The organism is Nonomuraea thailandensis (assembly GCF_024172165.1).
GTDB classification, from domain to species: Bacteria; Actinomycetota; Actinomycetes; order Streptosporangiales; family Streptosporangiaceae; genus Nonomuraea; species Nonomuraea thailandensis.
The window spans coordinates 1,163,107-1,182,727 of sequence record NZ_JAMZEB010000002.1 but is presented as its reverse complement, the minus strand read 5'-3'; the positions used below and the strand labels follow the sequence as shown (position 1 = coordinate 1,182,727).

18 protein-coding genes, 3 tRNA genes and 2 pseudogenes are annotated in these 19,621 nt (G+C 71.7%); 16 read left to right on the top strand and 7 right to left on the bottom strand.

Annotated elements, in window-relative coordinates; genetic code table 11:
- The first annotated feature begins 14 nt into the window (after positions 1–14).
- The 3 genes from HD597_RS09520 (at position 15) to mihF (ending at position 2,165) form a co-directional block, all read left to right on the top strand.
- The gene (locus HD597_RS09520) at positions 15–1,244 is read left to right on the top strand and encodes an ROK family transcriptional regulator (protein WP_253741571.1); all 1,230 of its coding nucleotides are present in this window, start codon (positions 15–17) and stop codon (positions 1,242–1,244) included.
- A gap of 108 nt (positions 1,245–1,352) precedes the next feature.
- Positions 1,353–1,757: a GlcG/HbpS family heme-binding protein gene (locus HD597_RS09515; RefSeq protein WP_253741568.1), complete on the top strand. Its 405-nt coding sequence runs from the start codon at positions 1,353–1,355 to the stop codon at positions 1,755–1,757.
- Positions 1,758–1,859: 102 nt separating this feature from the next.
- Positions 1,860–2,165 (top strand): integration host factor, actinobacterial type, encoded by a 306-nt coding sequence (mihF, locus tag HD597_RS09510; protein ID WP_043641121.1) that lies wholly within the window; start codon positions 1,860–1,862, stop codon positions 2,163–2,165.
- 135 nt (positions 2,166–2,300) lie between these two features.
- On the opposite strand, the gene HD597_RS09505 is transcribed toward mihF, so the two are convergent.
- Both HD597_RS09505 and HD597_RS09500 read right to left on the bottom strand, forming a co-directional pair.
- Positions 2,301–2,948: a response regulator transcription factor gene (locus HD597_RS09505; protein ID WP_185103121.1), complete on the bottom strand. Its 648-nt coding sequence runs from the start codon at positions 2,946–2,948 to the stop codon at positions 2,301–2,303.
- The gene (locus HD597_RS09500) at positions 2,939–4,186 is read right to left on the bottom strand and encodes a sensor histidine kinase (RefSeq protein ID WP_253741566.1); all 1,248 of its coding nucleotides are present in this window, start codon (positions 4,184–4,186) and stop codon (positions 2,939–2,941) included. The genes HD597_RS09505 and HD597_RS09500 overlap by 10 nt, the downstream gene beginning before the upstream one ends.
- A 183-nt stretch (positions 4,187–4,369) precedes the next feature.
- On the opposite strand from HD597_RS09500, the gene HD597_RS09495 reads away from it, so the two are divergent.
- The 3 genes from HD597_RS09495 to HD597_RS09485 all read left to right on the top strand — a co-directional run bounded on the left by HD597_RS09495 (position 4,370) and on the right by HD597_RS09485 (position 8,808).
- Positions 4,370–5,626, top strand: coding sequence for an acyltransferase family protein (locus HD597_RS09495; RefSeq protein WP_253741563.1), 1,257 nt, complete (start codon positions 4,370–4,372; stop codon positions 5,624–5,626).
- A gap of 94 nt (positions 5,627–5,720) precedes the next feature.
- Complete coding sequence (locus HD597_RS09490) at positions 5,721–6,218, top strand: GNAT family N-acetyltransferase (RefSeq protein ID WP_253741561.1); 498 nt, start codon at positions 5,721–5,723, stop codon at positions 6,216–6,218.
- Between the two features lie 91 nt (positions 6,219–6,309).
- Positions 6,310–8,808 (top strand): DEAD/DEAH box helicase, encoded by a 2,499-nt coding sequence (locus HD597_RS09485; RefSeq protein WP_253741559.1) that lies wholly within the window; start codon positions 6,310–6,312, stop codon positions 8,806–8,808.
- A 129-nt stretch (positions 8,809–8,937) separates the two neighbouring features.
- Here the strand turns inward: HD597_RS09485 and HD597_RS09480 are convergent, their stop codons facing one another.
- Entirely contained in the window at positions 8,938–9,501 is a 564-nt protein-coding gene (locus HD597_RS09480) for a hypothetical protein (protein WP_253741557.1), read from the bottom strand.
- A gap of 17 nt (positions 9,502–9,518) precedes the next feature.
- Between HD597_RS09480 and HD597_RS09475 the strand changes: the two genes are divergently transcribed.
- Positions 9,519–10,013, top strand: a complete 495-nt coding sequence (locus HD597_RS09475; protein WP_253741556.1) for a DUF2087 domain-containing protein — start codon at positions 9,519–9,521, stop codon at positions 10,011–10,013.
- A 10-nt stretch (positions 10,014–10,023) separates the two neighbouring features.
- Here the strand turns inward: HD597_RS09475 and HD597_RS09470 are convergent, their stop codons facing one another.
- The gene (locus HD597_RS09470; protein WP_253741555.1) at positions 10,024–11,568 is read right to left on the bottom strand and encodes an alkaline phosphatase D family protein; all 1,545 of its coding nucleotides are present in this window, start codon (positions 11,566–11,568) and stop codon (positions 10,024–10,026) included.
- Positions 11,569–11,712: 144 nt separating this feature from the next.
- Positions 11,713–12,642 carry a helix-turn-helix domain-containing protein gene (locus tag HD597_RS09465; RefSeq protein WP_253741553.1) on the bottom strand — a complete coding sequence of 310 codons (930 nt, stop codon included), beginning with the start codon at positions 12,640–12,642 and terminating at the stop codon, positions 11,713–11,715.
- Between the two features lie 41 nt (positions 12,643–12,683).
- Between HD597_RS09465 and HD597_RS09460 the strand changes: the two genes are divergently transcribed.
- On the top strand, positions 12,684–13,463 hold the full coding sequence (locus HD597_RS09460) for a phytanoyl-CoA dioxygenase family protein (protein ID WP_253741552.1): 780 nt from the start codon (positions 12,684–12,686) through the stop codon (positions 13,461–13,463).
- On the opposite strand, the gene dusB is transcribed toward HD597_RS09460, so the two are convergent.
- Positions 13,464–14,576: a tRNA dihydrouridine synthase DusB gene (gene dusB / locus HD597_RS09455; RefSeq protein ID WP_253741549.1), complete on the bottom strand. Its 1,113-nt coding sequence runs from the start codon at positions 14,574–14,576 to the stop codon at positions 13,464–13,466.
- An 82-nt stretch (positions 14,577–14,658) separates the two neighbouring features.
- Between dusB and HD597_RS09450 the strand changes: the two genes are divergently transcribed.
- The 8 genes and pseudogenes from HD597_RS09450 to HD597_RS09420 all read left to right on the top strand — a co-directional run bounded on the left by HD597_RS09450 (position 14,659) and on the right by HD597_RS09420 (position 17,978).
- Positions 14,659–15,330: an ACT domain-containing protein gene (locus HD597_RS09450; protein WP_253741547.1), complete on the top strand. Its 672-nt coding sequence runs from the start codon at positions 14,659–14,661 to the stop codon at positions 15,328–15,330.
- A 53-nt stretch (positions 15,331–15,383) separates the two neighbouring features.
- Positions 15,384–15,455: transfer RNA gene (locus HD597_RS09445), tRNA-Gly, on the top strand.
- Positions 15,456–15,472: 17 nt separating this feature from the next.
- Positions 15,473–15,546: transfer RNA gene (locus HD597_RS09440), tRNA-Cys, on the top strand.
- A 1-nt stretch (position 15,547) separates the two neighbouring features.
- Positions 15,548–15,622 (top strand) — tRNA-Val (locus HD597_RS09435).
- 159 nt (positions 15,623–15,781) lie between these two features.
- Positions 15,782–15,919: pseudogene (locus tag HD597_RS66690) on the top strand (family 43 glycosylhydrolase); the annotation flags it as partial.
- Between the two features lie 34 nt (positions 15,920–15,953).
- A pseudogene (locus tag HD597_RS09430) lies at positions 15,954–16,428 on the top strand (family 43 glycosylhydrolase); the annotation flags it as partial.
- 93 nt (positions 16,429–16,521) lie between these two features.
- Entirely contained in the window at positions 16,522–16,833 is a 312-nt protein-coding gene (locus HD597_RS09425) for an RICIN domain-containing protein (protein ID WP_253759295.1), read from the top strand.
- 128 nt (positions 16,834–16,961) lie between these two features.
- Positions 16,962–17,978 carry a LacI family DNA-binding transcriptional regulator gene (locus HD597_RS09420; protein ID WP_425572340.1) on the top strand — a complete coding sequence of 339 codons (1,017 nt, stop codon included), beginning with the start codon at positions 16,962–16,964 and terminating at the stop codon, positions 17,976–17,978.
- On the opposite strand, the gene arfA is transcribed toward HD597_RS09420, so the two are convergent.
- Positions 17,975–19,465 (bottom strand): arabinosylfuranosidase ArfA, encoded by a 1,491-nt coding sequence (gene arfA / locus HD597_RS09415; RefSeq protein WP_253741546.1) that lies wholly within the window; start codon positions 19,463–19,465, stop codon positions 17,975–17,977. The genes HD597_RS09420 and arfA overlap by 4 nt on opposite strands.
- Between the last annotated feature and the right edge of the window lie 156 nt (positions 19,466–19,621).

Sequence of the window (19,621 nt, the reverse complement as noted above, 5' to 3'; positions counted from 1 at the left end):
ATAAACTGTGAAACGTGAATGGAGCCACAACGAGCGGCGAGCTTCGCGCGCACAACCGGGTCAGGCTGCTGCGCGCCGTGCACGACTGCGGGGCCACCCGCACCCGGTCGCAGCTCACGCGGGAGCTCGGCCTGGCCAGGGGCACGGCCTCCGTGCTCGTCGCGGGGCTGGCCGAGGACGGGCTGCTGCACGAGGAGCCGGCCCCCGGGCACACGCGCGGGCGCCCGACCCAGGTGCCGGGCCCGCATCCGCGCGGGCCCGTCGCGCTGGCCGTGGACGTGCGGGAGGACGCCTGGGAGCTGGCCGCGTGCGAGCTGGGCGGGCGCGTCACGGTGCTCGACGTACGGCCCCACGACGGGACGCCGGAGGGCACGCTGGGACCGCTGGGCGAGGCCATCGCCGGGCACGGCCGCCGGCTCGGGGCCCGCGTGGCCGGCGTCGGGGTGGCCCTCGCCGGGCCGATCCGCCACGGCGGCCTGGTGGACATCGCCCACCTCGGCTGGCGCTCGGTCGACGTCCCCGCCCTGCTGGGAAGCCTCGGGACACCGCTCGTGGTCGGCAACGACACGGCCCTGGCCGCGCTGGCCGAGGCCCGCAGGGGCAGGTTGCGCGGCGTCCGGGTCGGCGTGCACCTGCACGTGGACTTCGACCTGGGCGGCGTGCTGGTCCTGGACGGCCACGCGGTCGCCGGGGCGAGCGGCGCCGGCGCCGAGTTCGGCCACATGCGCATCGGCGGGAGCGAGCGCCGCTGCCCGTGCGGCGCGATCGGCTGCTGGGGCATGGACGTCGGAGCGAACGCCCTGCTGCGCCACGTCGGCCTCGCCTACGGCGGCGGCAGGGGCAGGCAGCAGGCCGAGCAGGTGCTGGCCACGAGCGAGGAGGCCGTCCTCGCGGCCGCCAGGGCCCTGGGACGCGGCGTGGCCGCCCTCGTCAACGCGCACGACCCGGAGGTGGTCACCCTGTCCGGGCACGGCGTGGAGCTGCGCGAGCGGGCCGGTGAGGCTCTGCTGGCGGCCTGCGAGCCGGGCCTGATGGCGATCCGCCGCGACTGCCCGCCGAGGATCGAGGCGTCGGCGCTCGGGTGGCGGGGCTCGCTCCTGGGCGCCATGGAGTCGGTCTTCGACGGCCTCCTCACACCCGAAGGCCTTGAAGCCTGGCGCAAAAACCACCCTGACCAGGCTCGCGACACGCCCGACCGGCAAAGTGTGACGCATTCCACCCTGGACGGGGAAAGCGCGCCATAACGCCTCCCGTCCGAGGTCACATAGGTGATCTTGCGGAGCCCCGCCGGAGGACGGTACGGATGGAAGGGTCCAAGGCGCTGCGCCCATCCTGATCCGAGGGAAGACCGCGTGAATCTCGAACTCGCGCTCCGCATGACGGAAGCGGCTCTGAAGCAGGCGTTCCGGGAGGGCGCGGCGGTCTCCGTCGCGGTCGTGGACGAGGGCGGGAACCTGGTGTCTTTCCAGCGTATGGAGGGTGCGGAGATCTCCGGGCCGGTCCTGGCGCAGGGCAAGGCGTACACGTCGGTCGCCCTGCGCAGGCCCACCTCCGAGCTGCCCGCGCTGGCCGCTCAGGGAGGGGAGCTGGCGGGCCTGGCGGGGGCCGGTTTCGTCTGCTTCGGAGGTGGCGTTCCGCTGTGGTCCGGCTACGGTGAGGGAGAACGCGTGGTCGGCGGCGTAGGGGTCAGCGGAGGCACGATCACGCAGGACGTGGCGTGCGCCGAAGCGGCCGCATCGGTGTGGGGTGCACGCTGAGCGGGCGCTTTCCGCAACACGAACCGCTGGTATCCGCCATGATTAGCCACTGCACCACGGGTAACAGAACCCGAACGTTAACTCCCCGAGGAGAGAACAGAGATGGCACTTCCCACTCTCACCCCCGAGCAGCGTCAAGCCGCTCTGGCCAAGGCCGCCGAGGCCCGTGCCGCCCGCACGGCCCTGCTGGCCAAGGTCAAGGCGGGCGAGCTGACGTTCGCTCAGCTGCTGGAGCGCGATGACGACATCGCCAAGAAGATCAAGGTGTCCCAGGCGCTCCGCGCCGTCAAGGGCGTCGGGCCGGCCAAGGCCACCGCGCTGATGGAGGAGGCGGGCGTCGACGAGAAGCGCCGCCTCGGCGGCCTGGGCGCCCAGCAGCGCAAGAAGCTGGTCGACGCGCTCGGCTAAACCCGAGCGGCCAGGTCCGCGCGGAACGCCGCGCGGACCGGCCAGCGACCCCTCACTGGCCAGGAGGGACCGGCGAGCGGAAAGCCGCCCCGCTCGACGGCGGGCCAGGCCGAGGGGTCGGAAACCCCCAGACGATCAGGAACGCAGGTAGGTCAGCACGGCGAGCACCCGGCGATGCTGATCGCTGTCCTCCGCGTAGAGACCGAGCTTGTTGAAGATGCTCCTGATGTGCTTCTCCACGGCTCCGTCACTGATCACGAGCTGCCGCCCGATGGCCGGATTGGACTTCCCTTCGGCCATCAGCCCCAGCACCTCGCGCTCGCGCGGCGTGAGCTGTGCGAGCGGGTCGTCCTTGCGCCTGCGCACCATCAACTGGGACACCACCTGCGGGTCGAACACGGTGCCGCCCGCGGCCACCCGCCGCAGGCCCTCCAGGAACTCGTCCACGTCGACGACCCGGTCCTTCAGCAGGTATCCCACCGCGCCCCTGGCGTCGGCGAGCAGGTCGTCGGCGTAGGAGACCTCGACGTACTGCGACAGGATGAGCACGGGCGCCCCCGGCACCCTGCGCCGGGCCTCCACGGCCGCCCTGAGCCCCTCGTCGGTGAAGGACGGCGGCATGCGCACGTCCACCACCGACACGTCCGGCTTGTGCTCGGCGATCGCCTCCACGAGGGCGTCGCCGTCACCGACGGTCGCCACCACCTCGCAGCCGAACTCCTCGAGCAATCTGACCAGGCCCTCCCTGATCAGAACCGCGTCATCGGCCACGACTACCCGCACGGCACCTCCGCCACGATCAATGTGGGCCCGCCGTCGGGCGACTGCACGGTCAGCTCCCCGTCGACTGCGCGGAGCCGGTCGGCCAGCCCGGCGAGCCCGTGTCCCTTGGCGACGTGTGCGCCGCCGACCCCATCATCCCCGATCGTGAGCATCAGGACGTTCCCGACCCGGACGAGCTGGACGGTGCAGATGGTGGCGCGGCTGTGCTTGGCCACGTTGGTGAGGGTCTCGGCGCAGACGAAGTAGATCGCGTTCTCGACGGCGGCCTGGTAGCGCTCGACGGTCTGCACGTCCAGATCGACGGGGACGGTGCAGCGGCCGGCCAGGGCGGCCAGGGCGGGCGCGAGGCCGCGGTCGGACAGGATGGGCGGGGCGATGCCGCGCGAGAGCGCGCGCAGCTCGTCGAGCGTCTCGCGGGTGGCGCTGATCGCGGACTTGATCGTGGCCTGCGCCGCCTCCGGGTCCTTGGCGAGCTGCCGCTGCGCCCTGGACAGCTCCATGGCCAGCGAGACCAGCCGCTGCTGCGGCCCGTCGTGGATGTCGCGCTCCAGCTTGCGCAGCGCGTTGGCCTCGGCGGAGACGGCCGCGGCGCGGCCCTCGGCCAGGTCGTCGATGCGCTCCTGCAGCTCGGCGACGCCGGTCAGCAGGGCCCTGCCGAGCCCGGCCCGCACCAGCGCGGCGCCGCGCACGGCGAACGGCATGATCAGGGTGAAGACCAGGCCGAGCGAGACGTAGAAGACGGAGTTGACCAGGTAGCCGTCGCCCAGGCCGAGCAGCTCGGGCAGCTCGGTGTTGCCGGGGATGTTCGAGGTGACGATGCCGTACAGCGGGTAGGTCAGGCCGGCCAGCGGGATCGCCCAGAAGACGATCGTGAGCACGAACCCGATGACGGCGAACGGCAGGTTGATGACGCCGTGCAGCAGGTCGAGCCACGACTGCCCGCTCGTCAGCGGGTTGACCAGCCGGCGGAACCGGCCGGCGCCCTGCGGGACGGGCTTGTAGCGGGGCCGTACGGGCGGCCGCCGCAGCACGTCGGACAACCAGCCGCGCTCCGCGTCGGCGAAGCCCCGCGCGATCATGAGCGTGCCCGCCAGCAGCGGCACGCCGATCCACACCACCGCGGTGCCGAGCCCGGCGGCGAAGCCCGTGACCATGAGCACGAAGCCGATCAGCGTCGTGGGGAAGCCGACCAGCGTGTATCGGGTGTCAAGGAGGACCCGCCTCGTCAGGGAGCGCATGGCCCCAACGGTAGAGCGCCCGGACGGCTGGTACGAGCCGGTGCACAGGTGTGCGGGGGTAGGGCCAGCCCTACCCCGACCGGTCGTGGGACCGCGACCCGGGAACGGTGGCTCGCGGCAATGTGCGGCGGGGCCCGTGGCGGAAGCCTTGAGTGCGTTGGCTCCCCCTGAATCGAGGCTCCCATGACCGTCCTGCTGGACCGTCCTGTCGCCGCGCCGGCCGCCCGCGTGACGGCCGCGCGCGATCCGTTCATCGACCTGCTGCGGGTGGTGGGCATGGCGCTGATCGTGTTCCAGCACTGGACGATCCCGGTGCTCGACTACGACGGCGACCGGCTGACGACGGGCAACGCCCTGTCGACTCCCGGCGTGTGGGTGGTCACGTGGCTCAGCCAGGTGATGCCGCTGGTGTTCTTCGCGGGCGGCGTGGCGAACGCGATCAGCTTCCGCCGCTCCGCGGAGCCCGCGCCGTCGTGGCTGGCCGTGCGGCTGCGGCGGCTGGCCTGGCCGCTGCTGCCGCTGGCCGCGGTGTGGATCCCGCTGCCGCACATCCTGCTGTCGCTGGGCGTGCCGGCGCAGCCGCTGGAGGTGGGGGCGAAGCTGACGGGCCAGCTGTTGTGGTTCCTGGCCGTGTACCTGATCGCCGTCACGGCGACCCCGTACGCGCTGCGCCTGCACGACCGGCACGGCTGGCGGGTCCCCGTGGCGCTGGCGGCCGGGGCGGTGCTGACGGACGTGGCCAGGTTCTCGACCGGCGTGGACGCGGTGGGCTACCTGAACGTGGTGTTCGTCTGGATGGCCGTGCACCAGCTCGGCCTCTTCTACGCCGAGGGCAGGCTGCGCGCGCCGTGGGCGCCGGCGCTCGGCGGGTTCGGCGCGGCGGCGCTGCTGGTGGCGTACGGCCCCTACCCGGGCAGCATGATCGGCCTGCCGGGCGCGGAGGTGTCGAACATGGCCCCGCCCACGCTGGCCATGCTCGCCGTCGGCCTCGGACAGGTCGGCCTGGCCGTGTGGCTGCGCCCCGCCCTGGTGCGGCTGCCCACGCGCCGCCTGCTGGCCTGGGCGGGGCCGCGGATCATGACCATGTACCTGTGGCACATGCCGGCCCTGTTCGCGGTGACCGGCGTGGTCGTGGTCCTGCTGGGCGTGGACACGCCGCGGCCCGGCAGCGTCCTGTGGTTCGCCGGCTGGCCGGTCTGGTTCGGGCTGCTGTGCCTGGTCATGTGGCCGCTGCTGAAGGGGTTCGCCCGGTTCGAGACGCCGCCGTCGCTGCCGTACGGCACGGCGGGCTGGCGCGGCATGCTGGGGGCGGCCGGGCTGGTCGGCGGCGGCGTGCTGACGCTGACGGTCGGCGGGTTCGCGCCCGGCGGCGGGCCGTTCCTGGCGGTGCTGGCGCTGCTCGGCGGGCTGCTGCTGACGGCCCCCCGCGCCCGCGTCTAGCGGGGAGGTCCCCGTGAGGGCCCGCGCCCCGCGGGGAGGTCACCGTGAGGGCCGGGAAACACGGCCGTCATCCGCCCGTGAGCAGAATGTGTGCATGACGAAGGTGCGCGCCCTGACCGAGACCGACCTCCCCGCCGTCGCCGGCATCTACGCCCACTACGTGACCACCACGGTCGCCACGTTCGACGAGACGCCGCTCACGGCGGACGACTGGCGCGCCAAGGCCGGCGGCATCACGGGGGCGGGGCTGCCGTTCCTGGTCGCGGAGGTGGAGGGGGAGGTCGCGGGGTACGCCTACGTCGCCCGGTACCGCCCCAAGCCCGCCTACCGGCACACGCTGGAGGACACGATCTACCTGGCGCCGGGGCGTACGGGGCGGGGGCTGGGGCGGCTGCTGCTGGGCTGCTTGATCGACGCGGCGCGTGAGACGGAGGCCCGTCAGCTCGTCGCGGTGATCGCCGATTCGGGCGACCCGTCCTCGGCCCGGCTGCACGAGAAGTTCGGCTTCGAGCCCGCCGGCCGGCTCAGGGCCGTCGGCTTCAAGCACGACCGCTGGATCGACACCGTGCTGATGCAGCTCGACCTGCGCTGACACCGCGCTCGCGCCCGCCTCGGCCCGATGCTCTTGACCGAGTTGGCCGCCCCCGGTTCGACCACCCGGCAAACTTCGGCAGGATAGGAGTGTGAGCCTACTCGTTGACCGCCTGCCCGAAGAGATCGACGCCGATCCCGACGCCATCTTCGACGCGTTCGTCGCCTGGAACGCCGAGCGGGGGCTCACCCTCTATCCCGCCCAGGAGGAGGCCCTCATCGAGGTGGTCTCCGGCAACAACCTGATCCTGGCCACCCCCACCGGCTCGGGCAAGTCGCTGGTGGCGGCGGGCGCCCACTTCGCGGCGCTGACCCGCGACGTGCGCACGTTCTACACCGCCCCGATCAAGGCGCTGGTGTCGGAGAAGTTCTTCGACCTGTGCGCCGTCTTCGGCACCGAGAACGTCGGCATGATGACCGGCGACGCCAGCGTCAACCCCGGCGCCCCGATCATCTGCTGCACCGCCGAGATCCTGGCCAACGTGGCGCTGCGCGACGGCGCGGCGGCCGACATCGGCCAGGTGGTCATGGACGAGTTCCACTTCTACGCCGAGCCCGACCGCGGCTGGGCGTGGCAGGTGCCGCTGCTGGAGCTGCCGAAGGTGCAGTTCATCCTGATGTCGGCGACGCTCGGCGACGTCTCGATGTTCAAGAGCGACCTGACCAGGCGCACCGGCCGGGAGACGGCGGTGGTCAAGCACGCCGAGCGCCCGGTGCCGCTGATCTACTCGTACCGGATGACACCGCTGCACGAGACGCTGGAGGAGATGCTCTCCACGGGCCAGGCGCCGGTCTACGTCGTGCACTTCACGCAGGCCGCGGCGATGGAGCGGGCGCAGGCGCTGATGTCGATCAACATGGCGACCAAGGCCGAGAAGGAGGCCATCGCCACCATGATCGGCGGGTTCCGGTTCACCACGCGGTTCGGGCGGGCGCTGTCGCGGCTGGTCCGCCACGGCATCGGCGTGCACCACGCCGGCATGCTGCCGAAGTACCGCCGCCTGGTGGAGCGGCTGGCCCAGGCGGGCCTGCTGAAGGTCATCTGCGGCACCGACACGCTGGGCGTCGGCGTCAACGTGCCGATCCGCACGGTGCTGTTCACGGCGCTGTCGAAGTACGACGGCAACAAGGTGCGGCGGCTGCGGGCCCGCGAGTTCCACCAGATCGCCGGCCGGGCGGGCCGCGCGGGCTTCGACACCATCGGCTACGTCGCCTGCCAGGCCCCCGAGCACGACATCGAGAACGCCAAGGCCCTGGCCAAGATCGGCGACGACCCCAAGCGGCGCCGCGGCTACGCCCGCAAGAAGCCGCCGGAGGGCTTCGTCGGCTGGAGCGAGGACACCTTCACCAAGCTCCAGGAGGCCGAGCCCGAGCCGCTCAACTCCCGCTTCAAGGTCAGCAACGCCATGCTGCTCGCGGTGATCAACCGTCCCGGCGACTGCTTCCAGGCGATGAAGCACCTGCTGACCGACAACCACGAGGACCGCAAGTGGCAGCGCCGGCACATCAGCCAGGCCATCGCCATCTACCGGTCGCTGCTGGCGGGCGGCATCGTCGAGCAGTTCCGCGAGCCCGACGAGCAGGGCCGCAGGGCCCGGCTGACGATCGAGCTGCAGGAGGACTTCGCGCTCAACCAGGCGCTGTCGACGTTCGCGCTGGCCGCCTTCGACCTGCTCGACCGCGAGTCGCCGTCGTACGCGCTCGACATGGTCTCGATCGTGGAGTCCATCCTCGACGACCCGCGCCAGATCCTGTCGGCCCAGCTCAAGAAGGCCAGGGGCGAGGCCGTCGCGCAGATGAAGGCCGACGGCATCGAGTACGAGGAGCGCATGGAGCAGCTCGCCGAGGTCATGTATCCGATGCCGCTGGACGACCTGCTGCTCGGAGCGTACGAGACCTACCGGCGCGGGCACCCGTGGGTGGGCGACTACACGGTCAGCCCGAAGTCGGTGGTGCGCGACATGTTCGAGCGGGCGATGACGTTCAGCGAGTACATCCAGTTCTACGAGCTGGCCCGCTCCGAGGGCACGGTGCTGCGCTACCTGGCCGACGCCTACCGCACGCTGTCGCGCACGGTGCCCGAGCACCTCAAGACCGACGACCTGGTCGACCTCATCGAGTGGCTGGGCGAGCTGGTCCGCCAGGTCGACTCCTCGCTGATCGACGAGTGGGAGAAGCTCACCAACCCCGAGGCGGCGCTGGAGCAGCAGGAGCAGCTCGACGTCAAGGTGCGCCCGGTCACCGCGAACGTGCGGGCCTTCCGCGTGCTGGTGCGCAACGCGATGTTCCGGCTGGTCGAGCTGTGCGCGATCGAGAAGGAGGACGAGCTGGAGGAGCTCGCCCCCGACGTCGACTGGGGCGCGGCGCTCGACGCGTACTACGCCGACCACGAGGAGATCTTCACCGACGCCGACGCGCGCGGCCCCGCCCTGCTGCGGATCGAGGAGGAGAGCGGCCTGTGGAGGGTGCGGCAGACGATCAAGGATCCGGCCGGCGACGGTGACTGGGGCATCGACGCCCAGGTGGATCTGGCCGCGTCCGACGAGGAGGGCCGGGCCGTCCTGCACGTGCAGGGCCTCAACCGGCTGTAGGAAGCGACAAGCCGTGTGCCGGAACGGACTGGCAAGGGCGTCCCGGCACAGGCCTGTCGATTCAGTTTCCTCCGGGGAACGTCGGAGTCGTGTCATGACATTGTCCCAAGATCGGGACATTCCTTGCGTCTAGCAGTCGGCGAGGGTGCAAATCTTGGCGAGCATGCGCTTGGTGTCACTGGTCTGGCGCTTGAAGTCGGCCTTGGCGGGCTTCCCCCACTCGCCCGAGACGGTGTAGAGGATCAGGGCGTTCGCGCGGCGGGTGACGACGGCCCGCTCGCCGCCGACGGCCGGCTTCCTGTTGTGGTAGGCCTGGCCGGTCACCATCAGCCCCTTGTCGCCCAGGGCGATCGCGGTGGCGGAGTAGCGGTAGGCCGCGCTCCCGCAGGCACGTACGGCGCTCTCCAGGTCCCGCAGCGCCTTTCCGGCGGCGGCCGGCGAGGAGTAGAGCACCACCTGCTCCGACTTGGCGTAGTCGGGCACGGCCGTGTACGTCAGCGTCCTGGCCTGCGTGCGCCCCGCCCGGCCGAGCGCGGCCTTCTGGCACGGGTTCACGACCAGCGGGGCGGTCCGCTTCCCGGTGGCACTCCAGCTCGTCTCGGGGTTGTCGTCCTTCTTGGCGGCTTCCTTCTCGTACAGCAGGAAGTTGTTCGGGATGGCGACCGTGGCCGCCAGCATCAGTGCTGCGATCATGGGTCAAAATGGTATGAGTGAACGACGAAGAGATCAGACGCGTCCTGGGCCTGCTCTACCAGGACGACACGTTGCGGACCTTCGCCTCCCTCGTGCTCGGCGCCACCGGTGAGCTGTCCCCCAAGGCGCTGCGGAAGCTGGAGAACGGCGGTCTGGCCGCCCGCGACGAGAGCGGCGCGTGGCGGGCCACGCCCGAGCGCTTCCGCGACCTGCTGCGGGCGCACGCGGAGCCGCCGCAGGCGCTGAGCCCCGAGGAGCGGGTCCTGCGCACGTTCCTGGTGGACGGGCGGCTGACCACGATGGCGATGAAGCGCGACAAGCGGCTCGTCGTGCTGCGCTACATCGCGCGGGTCTTCGAGCCCGGCGTGCGCTATCCGGAGAAGGACGTGAACGTGGCGCTTCGGGCCTTCCACGACGACTACGCGGCGCTGCGCCGCTACCTCGTGGACGAGGAGCTGCTGTCGCGCGAGGGCAACGTCTACTGGCGCAGCGGCGGGCCCGTGGAGATCTAGCGGGCTCCTGTCAGGCCGGGTTCGGCGTGGGGCGGCCCGGCTCGATGACGAAGCTGCCGGAGGTGTAGGCCGGGGCGTAGGGCTCGGTGACGCGGGACAGCGAGCGGAAGTCGACCTTCATCTCCTGCCGGCTGATCCTGGTGCGGACGTAGCCGCGGCGGCCGTTGAAGAACTTCACGTGCGGGTTCTCATCCAGCAGGACCTGCGTGTTGGGGTACTCGTCCAGGCCGTTGCCGGCGCTGGTGACCGAGGTGGTGACCAGCTCGACGGCCACCGGCCTGGACTCGGGGTCCTGGTGGTCGCGCTTGATCTCGCCGGCCCAGTGGGAGTGCACGTCGCCGGTGAGCACGACCGCGTTGCGCCGGTAGGCGTCGATGGCGGCGGTCAGCCGGTTGCGGGAGGCGACGTAGCCGTCCCAGCCCTCGTTGGAGTAGCCCTTGCCCTCGCCGTTGGTCCAGTCCATCTCCATGAGGAAGACCTGCTGGCCGAGCAGGTCCCAGGTGGCCTCGGAGCGCCTGAGCTCGCCGTCCAGCCAGGCCTCCTGCTCCTGGCCGAGGATGGTGCGGTTGGGGGCGAAGCGTTCCTGGCAGCCGGGGCCGACGGTGCCGCTCCTGCCGGTGCAGGCGTACAGGTCGCGGTACTGGCGGGTGTCGAGCAGGTGCAGGTTGGCCACCGCGCCCCAGCGGATGGAGCGGTGCAGCCGCAGCGCGGAGCCGTCCGGCTTCTGGGCGCGGCGCAGCGGCATGTTCTCGTAGTAGGCCTGGAACGCCTCGGCGCGGCGCCGCAGGAACGGCGGGCCGGGCTGTTCGGGCACGTCGCCGGCCCAGCCGTTCTCGATGTCGTGATCGTCCCAGACCACCACCCAGGGGGCGATCGCGTGCGCGAGCTGCGACTCGGGGTCGGCCTTGTGCTGGGCGTGGCGCAGCCGGTAGCCGGCCAGGTCCAGGCACTCGCCGCCGGCCTGGTCCCGCACCGGGTACTTGTAGTCGCCGTACTCGTAGATGTAGTCGCCGAGGAAGGCGATCAGGTCGGGCTGGTCCTCGGCCATCCGCCGGTACGGGGTGAACCACCCCGCCTGGTAGTCGGCACACGAGGTGAACGACAGGTTCAGCGCCCTGCTCCGGACACCGGGGGCGGGCGCGGTCAGGGTCCGCCCGACCGGGCTGAGCTCACCCTCGGCCCTGAACCGGTAGAAGTACTCCGCCCCGGGCCGCAGCCCGCCGAGCTCGACGTGCACGCTGTGGGCCTCGTCGCGGCGGGCTGTTTCCGCCCCTCGCCGTACGACATGCCGGAAATTCTCATCGGTGGCGAGCTGCCACTGGACGGGGACCGCGCGGTCCGGCATGCCGCCCAGGCCGTCGAGCGCGATCGGGTCCACGGCCAGGCGGGTCCAGAGCACCACGCCGTCGGGCGTGGGCTCGCCGGAGGCGACGCCGAGCCGGAAGGGGTCCGGCAGAGGGGCGCGCCGGGCTGCCGCACGCGCCGGGGGAACCCCCAGCACGGCGGACATGCCCAGGCCGACGCCCCCGGCGAAAAGTGAACGCCGGGAGATCATGGGGGTTCCTCACTTCACGGTGGCGTTGCTTCGGCGACAGCCTGACCTGCGGTTACTTGCGGAGAGCGTTCGCCGGGATACGGCTCGCTGAAAATCCGGTGAAGTCTCGTCTCGAAGCCGGCGGTGATCGGGGCCCGCCGGCGGTCACCCGGTGGCGGGGCGCAGACGGGCGCGGTAGTCGCGGGGCGGCAGGCCGTACTCCTTCTTGAAGGCCCGGCTGAAGTGGAACGGGCTGACGAAGCCCGAGGCCGCCGCCACCTGCCCGACGTCCATGTCGGTCACCTCCAGCAGGCTCGCGGCGTGCCGTACCCGCGCCCCGCGTACGGCCTGCATCGGCGTCTGGCCGGTCACCTCGGCGAACAGGTGGGCGAAGCGGGAGGGCGAGAGCGCGACCGCGCGGGCGAGCGAGGCGACCGAGTGCGGCGCGCCCGGCTCGGCCGCGATGATCGCCAGGGCGCGGCGGGCCCGCTCGTCCCCTTCCTCTCCCCTGCCTTCGGGCCGCGCCGTGGCGGTGGCCAGCACCAGCACCTCCTCCACGGCCCCCATCACCAGCTCCCGCGCCGCCCCGCCGGACGCGACGGCCGGAACCCGCGCCTCACCACCCCGTCCGCCGCTGCCCGCCTCCGCCTGCGGAGCCCAGGGCCCGGTGGGAGGCGGCGCGTCGGGCGTCCAGCGGGCGTCCTGCAACGCCCTCAGGAACGCCAGCCCGATCCGCTCATGCACCGCCTCCGGCACCCCCGCCACCACGTGGCAGCCGCCGCCCACGGCATGGGGCCCCAGCCAGGCCGCCCAGGCCGCGCGCGGCTGGAAGTGCACCCACCAGAACCGCCACCGCCCCGCCCCCTGCGACACCCGGTAGTGCTGGGCCACCCCCGACCCCAGCACGGCCAGATCCCCCGCCCCCACCCGGAACGACACCCCACCCTGCTCGACGAGCCCGGCCCCCGACTCCGTCCACAACAGCAGCCGGCTCGGCGACCCGCCCGGGCGGCGCGTGGCGTACCCGGGGCCCTTGTCGTAGTGGCCCACGATCATCAGCTCGGCAGCAGGAACAGACAGGTCCTCAGCGGTCACAGGCATACCGTTGCACGACCGCGCTGCCTAGCGTGAGAGCCATGAGGCTCAACGACTTCCACGATCAGGGGTACGTGCTGGTGCCCGCCCTCCTCGCGCCCGAAGAGGTGGCCGAGCTCCGCGACGAGTTCATGGCGCTGCACGCCCGGGGGCCGATCCCCGGTCACTTCGCGCCGCAGCCGCAGGTGCCGGGGCAGCCGTACGACATCCTGCGCGACTACCCCCGGATCATGCACCCCCACCAGGTGAACGACGTGGCCCTGCGCTACCTGCTCGACAGGCGCATCGGCGCGATACTGCGCGACCTCCTGGGCGAGGAGCCGATAGCAGCCCAGAGCATGTTCTACTTCAAGCCGCCGGGCGCCAGGGGCCAGGCGCTGCACCAGGACAACTTCTACCTCCGGGTCGAGCCGGGCACCTGCGTGGCCGCCTGGGTGGCGCTCGACCGGGTGGACCGGGCCAACGGCGGCCTCGAGGTCGTGCCCGGCACCCACCTCATGGACCTCTTCTGCCCGGAGGAGGCCGACGAGGGCGTCTCGTTCACCCGCGAGTACGTGCCGCCGCCGCCCGGCCTGGACAAGGTCCCCGTGGACATGAACCCCGGCGACGTGCTGTTCTTCAACGGCAGCCTGGTGCACGGCTCGGAGCCGAACAGCACCGGCGACCGCTTCCGCCGCAGCTTCATCTGCCACTACGTGGGCCGCTCGGCGGAGCGGATCGCGGAGTACTACCCGACGGTCACCATGTCAGGCGAGCCCGTACGCCTCGAACCGGCGGCCGGCGGCGGCCCCTGCGGCACGGAGATCACCGGCCCGCACTGATCAACCGCCGGAGATGTCGGACTCGGCGTCACCGCCGGGCACGGGGCAGTCCCAGGGATCGTCCAGCCACCCGTCGGGCAGCAGCACCTTGGTGCGCTCGCCCGACTTGCCCCGGGGCGTGTCCGTGTTCGGCGGCCACGGCTGGTCGTGCTCCAGCTTGGCCAGGCCGGCCCGCAGGCCGTCGAGCGACTCGGCCGTGGCCAGCTCCCGCCGCAGCTCGCTGCCGACCGTGAACCCCTTCAGGTACCAGCCCACGTGCTTGCGGAAGTCGGCCACCGCGTACCGCTCGATGTCGAAGCACCGGGTCAGCCCCTCGGCGTGCCTGGCCATCACCCCGGCGACCTCGCCGAGGGCCGGCCGGGCCCGCTCCGGGCCGCCGTTGAACGCGTTCTCCAGGTCCTTGAACAACCACGGCCGGCCCAGGCACCCGCGCCCGACGACGACCCCGTCGCAGCCGGTGCGCGCCACCATCCTGAGCGCGTCGTCGGCGCACCAGATGTCGCCGTTGCCCAGCACGGGGATCTCGGGCACGGCCTCCTTCAGCCGGGCGATGGCCTCCCAGTCGGCCACGCCGCCGTAGTGCTGCCTGGCGGTGCGGGCGTGCAGCGCGATCGCGGCGACCCCCTCCTCGGCGGCGATCCGGCCGGCGTCGAGGTAGGTCAGGTGGTCGTCGTCGATGCCCTTGCGCATCTTCATCGTCACGGGCAGCGGCCCCGCGTTCGCCACCGCCTCGCGCAGGATGCGGCGCAGCAGATTCCGCTTGTACGGCAGCGCCGACCCGCCCCCGCGCCTGGTCACCTTGGGCACGGGACAGCCGAAGTTGAGATCGACGTGATCGGCGAGATCCTCCTCGGCGATCATCCGCACGGCCCGGCCCACGATCGCGGGATCCACCCCGTAGAGCTGGATGCTCCTGGGCCGCTCCGACTCGTCGAACCTGATCATGCGCATCGTCTTGGGATTGCGCTCGACGAGACCCCTCGTCGTGATCATCTCGCAGACGAACAGCCCCGCGCCCTGCTCGCGGCAGAGCACCCGGAACGGCGCGTTCGTGATGCCCGCCATGGGCGCGAGCACCACCGGCGGCCACACCTCAATCGGCCCAATCTTCACTCCGACAGTTGTAGCGCAGGTCAAGCCGCAACCGGTATTCGCGGATAGTCTGTTGATCGGCATCTTCGGTTGAGGGGGATGGATGCTTCTTCGCGTTCGCGTGTCGCTGCCCGACAGGCCGGGCTCCCTGGCGCAGGTCACGAAGGTCCTGGGGGTGGCGGGGGCCGACATCACGCAGGTGACGGTGCTCGACAGGGGCGCGGGGCAGGCCGTGGACGACATCACCGTCTTCTGCCCCGACAGCACGCCGAGGCAGGCGCTGCTCAAGAGCCTGCAGAGCGTCGAGGGCGTGGCGGTCGAAGGCATCTGGACCACGCGCGAGGCGCCGGGCACCTATCCCGAGCTGGAGATCCTCAAGTACATCACCACGGCGGGCGACCGGGCGCTGACCACGCTCATCGACTCCCTGCCCGTCCTGTTCAGCGCCGACTGGGCCGCCACCGCCGCCGCCGACGGCCGCGTCGTCTACGCGAGCTGGCGCGCCCCGCAGGGCCTGGCCGTCCCGCAGGAGGTGCCGTCCCGCCCCACGGCCCTGACCCAGGACGGCGGCCTGCACCTCATCCACGCCCCGCTCCCGCCGCTGGCCCTGTCGCTCCTGCTGGCCCGCTCGGAGGGCCCCGCCTTCCACCGCATCGAGGTCCACCGCCTCACGAGGATCCTGGAGATCTTCCTCAGCCTCCCGGCCACCGAGCGCAGCGTGGCCCGCCAGCTGCGCAAGGAGGGCCGCCAGGCACCGGGCGGGGCTCACGAGTAAGCATCCGGTCGAGAAACGCGCTATTGTTAACCACGCAGCAACTCAAATGCGGCGCGGAAGTGGCTCAGTGGTAGAGCATCACCTTGCCAAGGTGAGGGTCGCGGGTTCGAATCCCGTCTTCCGCTCGGAGATGGTTTGACTCGGTGGCGTGGCCGAGAGGCGAGGCAGCGGCCTGCAAAGCCGTCCACACGGGTTCAAATCCCGTCGCCACCTCCAAGGACGATTAGCTCAGCGGGAGAGCGCTTCCCTGACACGGAAGAGGTCACTGGTTCAATCCCAGTATCGTCCACCATCTGATCAGAAAGCCCCGGCACATGCCGGGGCTTTCTGCTGTCTCCCCCCTCGCCCGCCGTCGCAGACGCAGGGGCTGAAATTTAAGCGGCCGTTGACACCCCGACGTGAGCGCTAACAGTCACGGCACCTCCCCCGAACCGCCAGCTTCACCAACACGATGGTCATCCGTAGCTCCCCCACCCTCGGCGGCCTGAACACCGCCCCCAGCGTCCAGGTCTGGCAGGACACCACGTCCTCCCGCGGCGCCAACTTCTGGGCTCCCGAGCTGCACCAGCTCAACGGCCGCTGGTACATCTACTACTCGGCCGGCGCGGTCGGCGCGGCCTGCTGTGACAGCCGGCGCCCACGTGCTGGAGAGCGCGGGCAGCGACCCCCTCGGGCCGCACACGTACCGGAGCATGCTCAGCGGCGCCAACCTCACGCCGGGCGGCTGGCTGATCGACGCCAGGCCGATGAGTCTGAACGGCTCCCTCTACCTGCTCGGCAGCGGGTTCATCGCCGGCAGCCAGCAGAGCCTGGTGATCGCGCCGATGAGCAACCCGTACACGCTGAGCTCCAGCACCTTCAGCCGGATCTCCAGCCCCACCCACAGCTGGGAGACGCAGGGCGGGACGGTGAACGAGGGGCCGGAGGCGTTGCAGCGCGGCGGGCAGACGTTCGTGATCTACTCGGCCAGCGCCTGCTGGGGGCCGGACTACAAGCTCGGGCAGCGTGTACGGCCCCGGCCACAACGGCTTCTTCACCTCGCCCAACGGCGCCGAGAGCTGGATCGTCTACCACGCCAACAGCTCCAGCGGCGGCGGCTGCGACAACAACCGCACCACCCGCGCCCAGAAGTTCACCTGGAACTCCGACGGCACGCCGAACTTCGGCACCCCGGTCGCCACCGGCGCCTCGCTGCCCGCGCCCGCCGGGGAGACGGCTGCCACGCCGGCGGCGTACACGCTGGTCAACCGCAACAGCGGCAAGTGCCTGGAGGTCTCCGGCGGTTCCGGCGCGGACGGCGCGAACATCCGGCAGTGGGCCTGCAACGGCGGCAACCAGCGCCGGCGCATCGAGGACCAGGCCGACGACACCAGCCGCCTGGTGAACGTGGCCACCGGCAAGGTCGCCGACGTCGCCGACTGCGGGACGGCGGACGGCATCGACGTACGGCAGTGGAGCTGGCTGGGCAACGCCTGCCAGCAGTGGTCCATCCGGCCCGCCTGACGACCTGCCCCGCCCCAGGTCCGCACCGGCCCGCGGCACCGCGGGCGCCCCGGCCGGCGACCCGCCCATAATGATCGCGCGCTCGCCCCTTCCGCCTGTTAGCGTTACCGCTGAGGGGGTGAGCCGCGGTGAAATCCAAACCGGGCAGGCCTGCGGTGCTCATGGACGTCGCCGTGCTCGCCGGAGTCTCCACCATGACCGTCTCTCGCGTGCTGAACACGCCCGATCTCGTACGCGCCGAGACCAGGGCCCGCGTGCTGGCCGCCGTACGCGAGCTCGACTACCGGCCCAACCAGGCCGCCCGCCAGCTCGTCACCGGCCGCTCCGGCGTGCTCGGCGTCGTCAGCATCGACACCACCCTGTACGGCCCGGCCTCCACGCTCTACTGCATCGAGCAGGCCGCCAGGCACGCCGGCTACAACGTCAGCATCGCCAGCCTCAGCTCGCTCAACCGCAGGTCGATGGAGGAGGGCGTGCAGCGGCTGCGCACCCAGTCCGTGGACGGCGTGATCATCGTCGCTCCGCACGAGTCGGCCGCCGACGGGCTGCGCCACCTGCCGCCGGAGATGCCGGTGGTCGCGGTGGACGCCGGCGACGACATCCCGGTGCCCGTGACCAAGGTCGACCAGCAGGCCGGGGCCGCCCGCGTCACCCGCCACCTGCTCAGCCTCGGCCACCACAGCGTGTGGCACGTCGCGGGGCCCGCCGACTGGCTCGACGCCAACGGCCGCATCGAGGGCTGGCGCGGCGTCCTGGAGTCGGCCGGCCGGCCGGTGCCCGAGGTGCTGCGCGGCGACTGGAGCGCCCGCTCCGGCTACCAGCTCGGCCGCCGCGTCGCCGCCGACCCCGAGGTCACCGCGGTGTTCGTGGCCAACGACCAGATGGCGCTCGGCGTGCTGCGCGCGCTGCGCGAGGCGGGGCGGCGGGTGCCCGAGGACGTGAGCGTGGCGGGCTTCGACGACATCCCTGAGTCGGCGTACTTCTGGCCGCCGCTGACGACCGTCCGGCAGGACTTCGGCGAGGTCGGGCGGCACGCCTTCCACATGCTGCTGGACCGGATGGCGGGGGCCGAGCCGGAGGCGCGGCGGCTGGTCGAGCCCGAGCTGGTCGTGCGCGAGAGCACCGGCGCCGCGCCCGAGCGTTAGGCCAGCCGGATCACGTTCCACGACATCGGGGGCAGCAGGACCCGCAGCGGGCCGGGCTCGACGTCCGGGTTGGGGCGGGGCGCGATCCGCGTGGGGTCGTCGGCCGTATTGCGGGCGTAGACGTCCGGGTCGGTCAGCGTGGTGGCCTCGACGATGCGGACGCCGCCGAGCGCCCGGGCGTCGATCTCCAGCGACAGCGGCCCGTCCGTGGAGCGGTTGACGGCGAACAGCGTCGTGCCCTCGGGTGAATGGGTGGCCACGGCGTGCAGCAGCGGCACCTCGCCGTACGCCTTCGTCTCGTACGCCGGCGAGACCGGCTCCACGCGCAGCACGTCGCCGGCGGCGTGGCGGGAGGCCTGGGCGAAGGGGTGGAAGGTGGTCTGCCGCCAGGCCCGCCCGCCGGGCTCGGTCATGATGGGCGCGATCACGTTCACGAGCTGGGCCAGGGACGCGGCGGTGACGCGGTCGCTGTTGCGCAGCAGCGTAATCAGCAGCCCGCCGAACGTCACCGCGTCGGCGAGGTTGTAGTGGTCCTCCAGCAGGGGCGGGGCGACCGGCCAGTCCTGCGGGGCGCCGGTGTCGTGGAAGCGTGACAGGTACCAGACGTTCCACTCGTCGAACGAGATGTTGATCTTCTTGCGGGACTTGAGGCGGGCTCCGACGTGGTCGGCGGTGGCCACGACCGAGGAGATGAAGTACTCCATGTCGGTCGAGCTGGCCAGGAAGCTGCCGAGGTCGCCGTCCTTCTCCTCGTAGTAGGCGTGGCAGGAGATGTAGTCGACCAGGTCGTACGACTCCTCCAGCACCTCGGCCTCCCACGAGCCGAACGTCGGCATGCTGGAGCTGGAGCTGCCGCACGCGACCAGCTCCAGCTCCGGGTCCACCATGCGCATGGCGCGGGCGGTCTCGGCGGCCAGCCGGCCGTACTCGCGGGCCGTCTTGTGCCCGGTCTGCCAGGGGCCGTCCATCTCGTTGCCCAGGCACCACATCCTGATGCCGTGCGGCTCCTTGGCGCCGTTGGCGACGCGCAGGTCGGACAGCGTGGTGCCCGAGGGATGGTTGGCGTACTCGAGCAGGTCGAGGGCCTCGGCGATGCCGCGGGTGCCGAGGTTGACGGCCATCATGGGCTCCACGCCGGCCTTGCGGCACCAGCGGACGAACTCGTCGACGCCGACCTCGTTCGTCTCGGTGCTGTGCCAGGCGAGGTCGAGGCGGCGCGGGCGGCGCTCGACCGGGCCGATGCCGTCCTCCCAGCGGTAGCCGGAGACGAAGTTGCCGCCGGGGTAGCGGACGGTGGACACGCCCAGCTCCCTGGTGAGGTCGAGCACGTCGCGGCGGAAGCCGTCCTCGTCGGCGGTGGGGTGGCCGGGCTCGTGGATGCCGGTGTAGACGCAGCGCCCGAGGTGCTCCACGAACGTGCCGAAGGTGCGCCGGCGCACCGGGGCGACCTTGAAGGCGGGATCCAGGGTGAGTTTGGCCTGATGCACGGAGACGGCTCCCTGTTTCTCGGGCGTTACGTGGTCCCGATTGTTAGCGTTATCACTGGACCGGGTCAAGGGGTCCGGATCACCGCAACCGGTTGCGGGCGGACCCTTGACATGCTGCTTGTTACCGCTAACACTCGGGTAACCCCGCAGAAACAA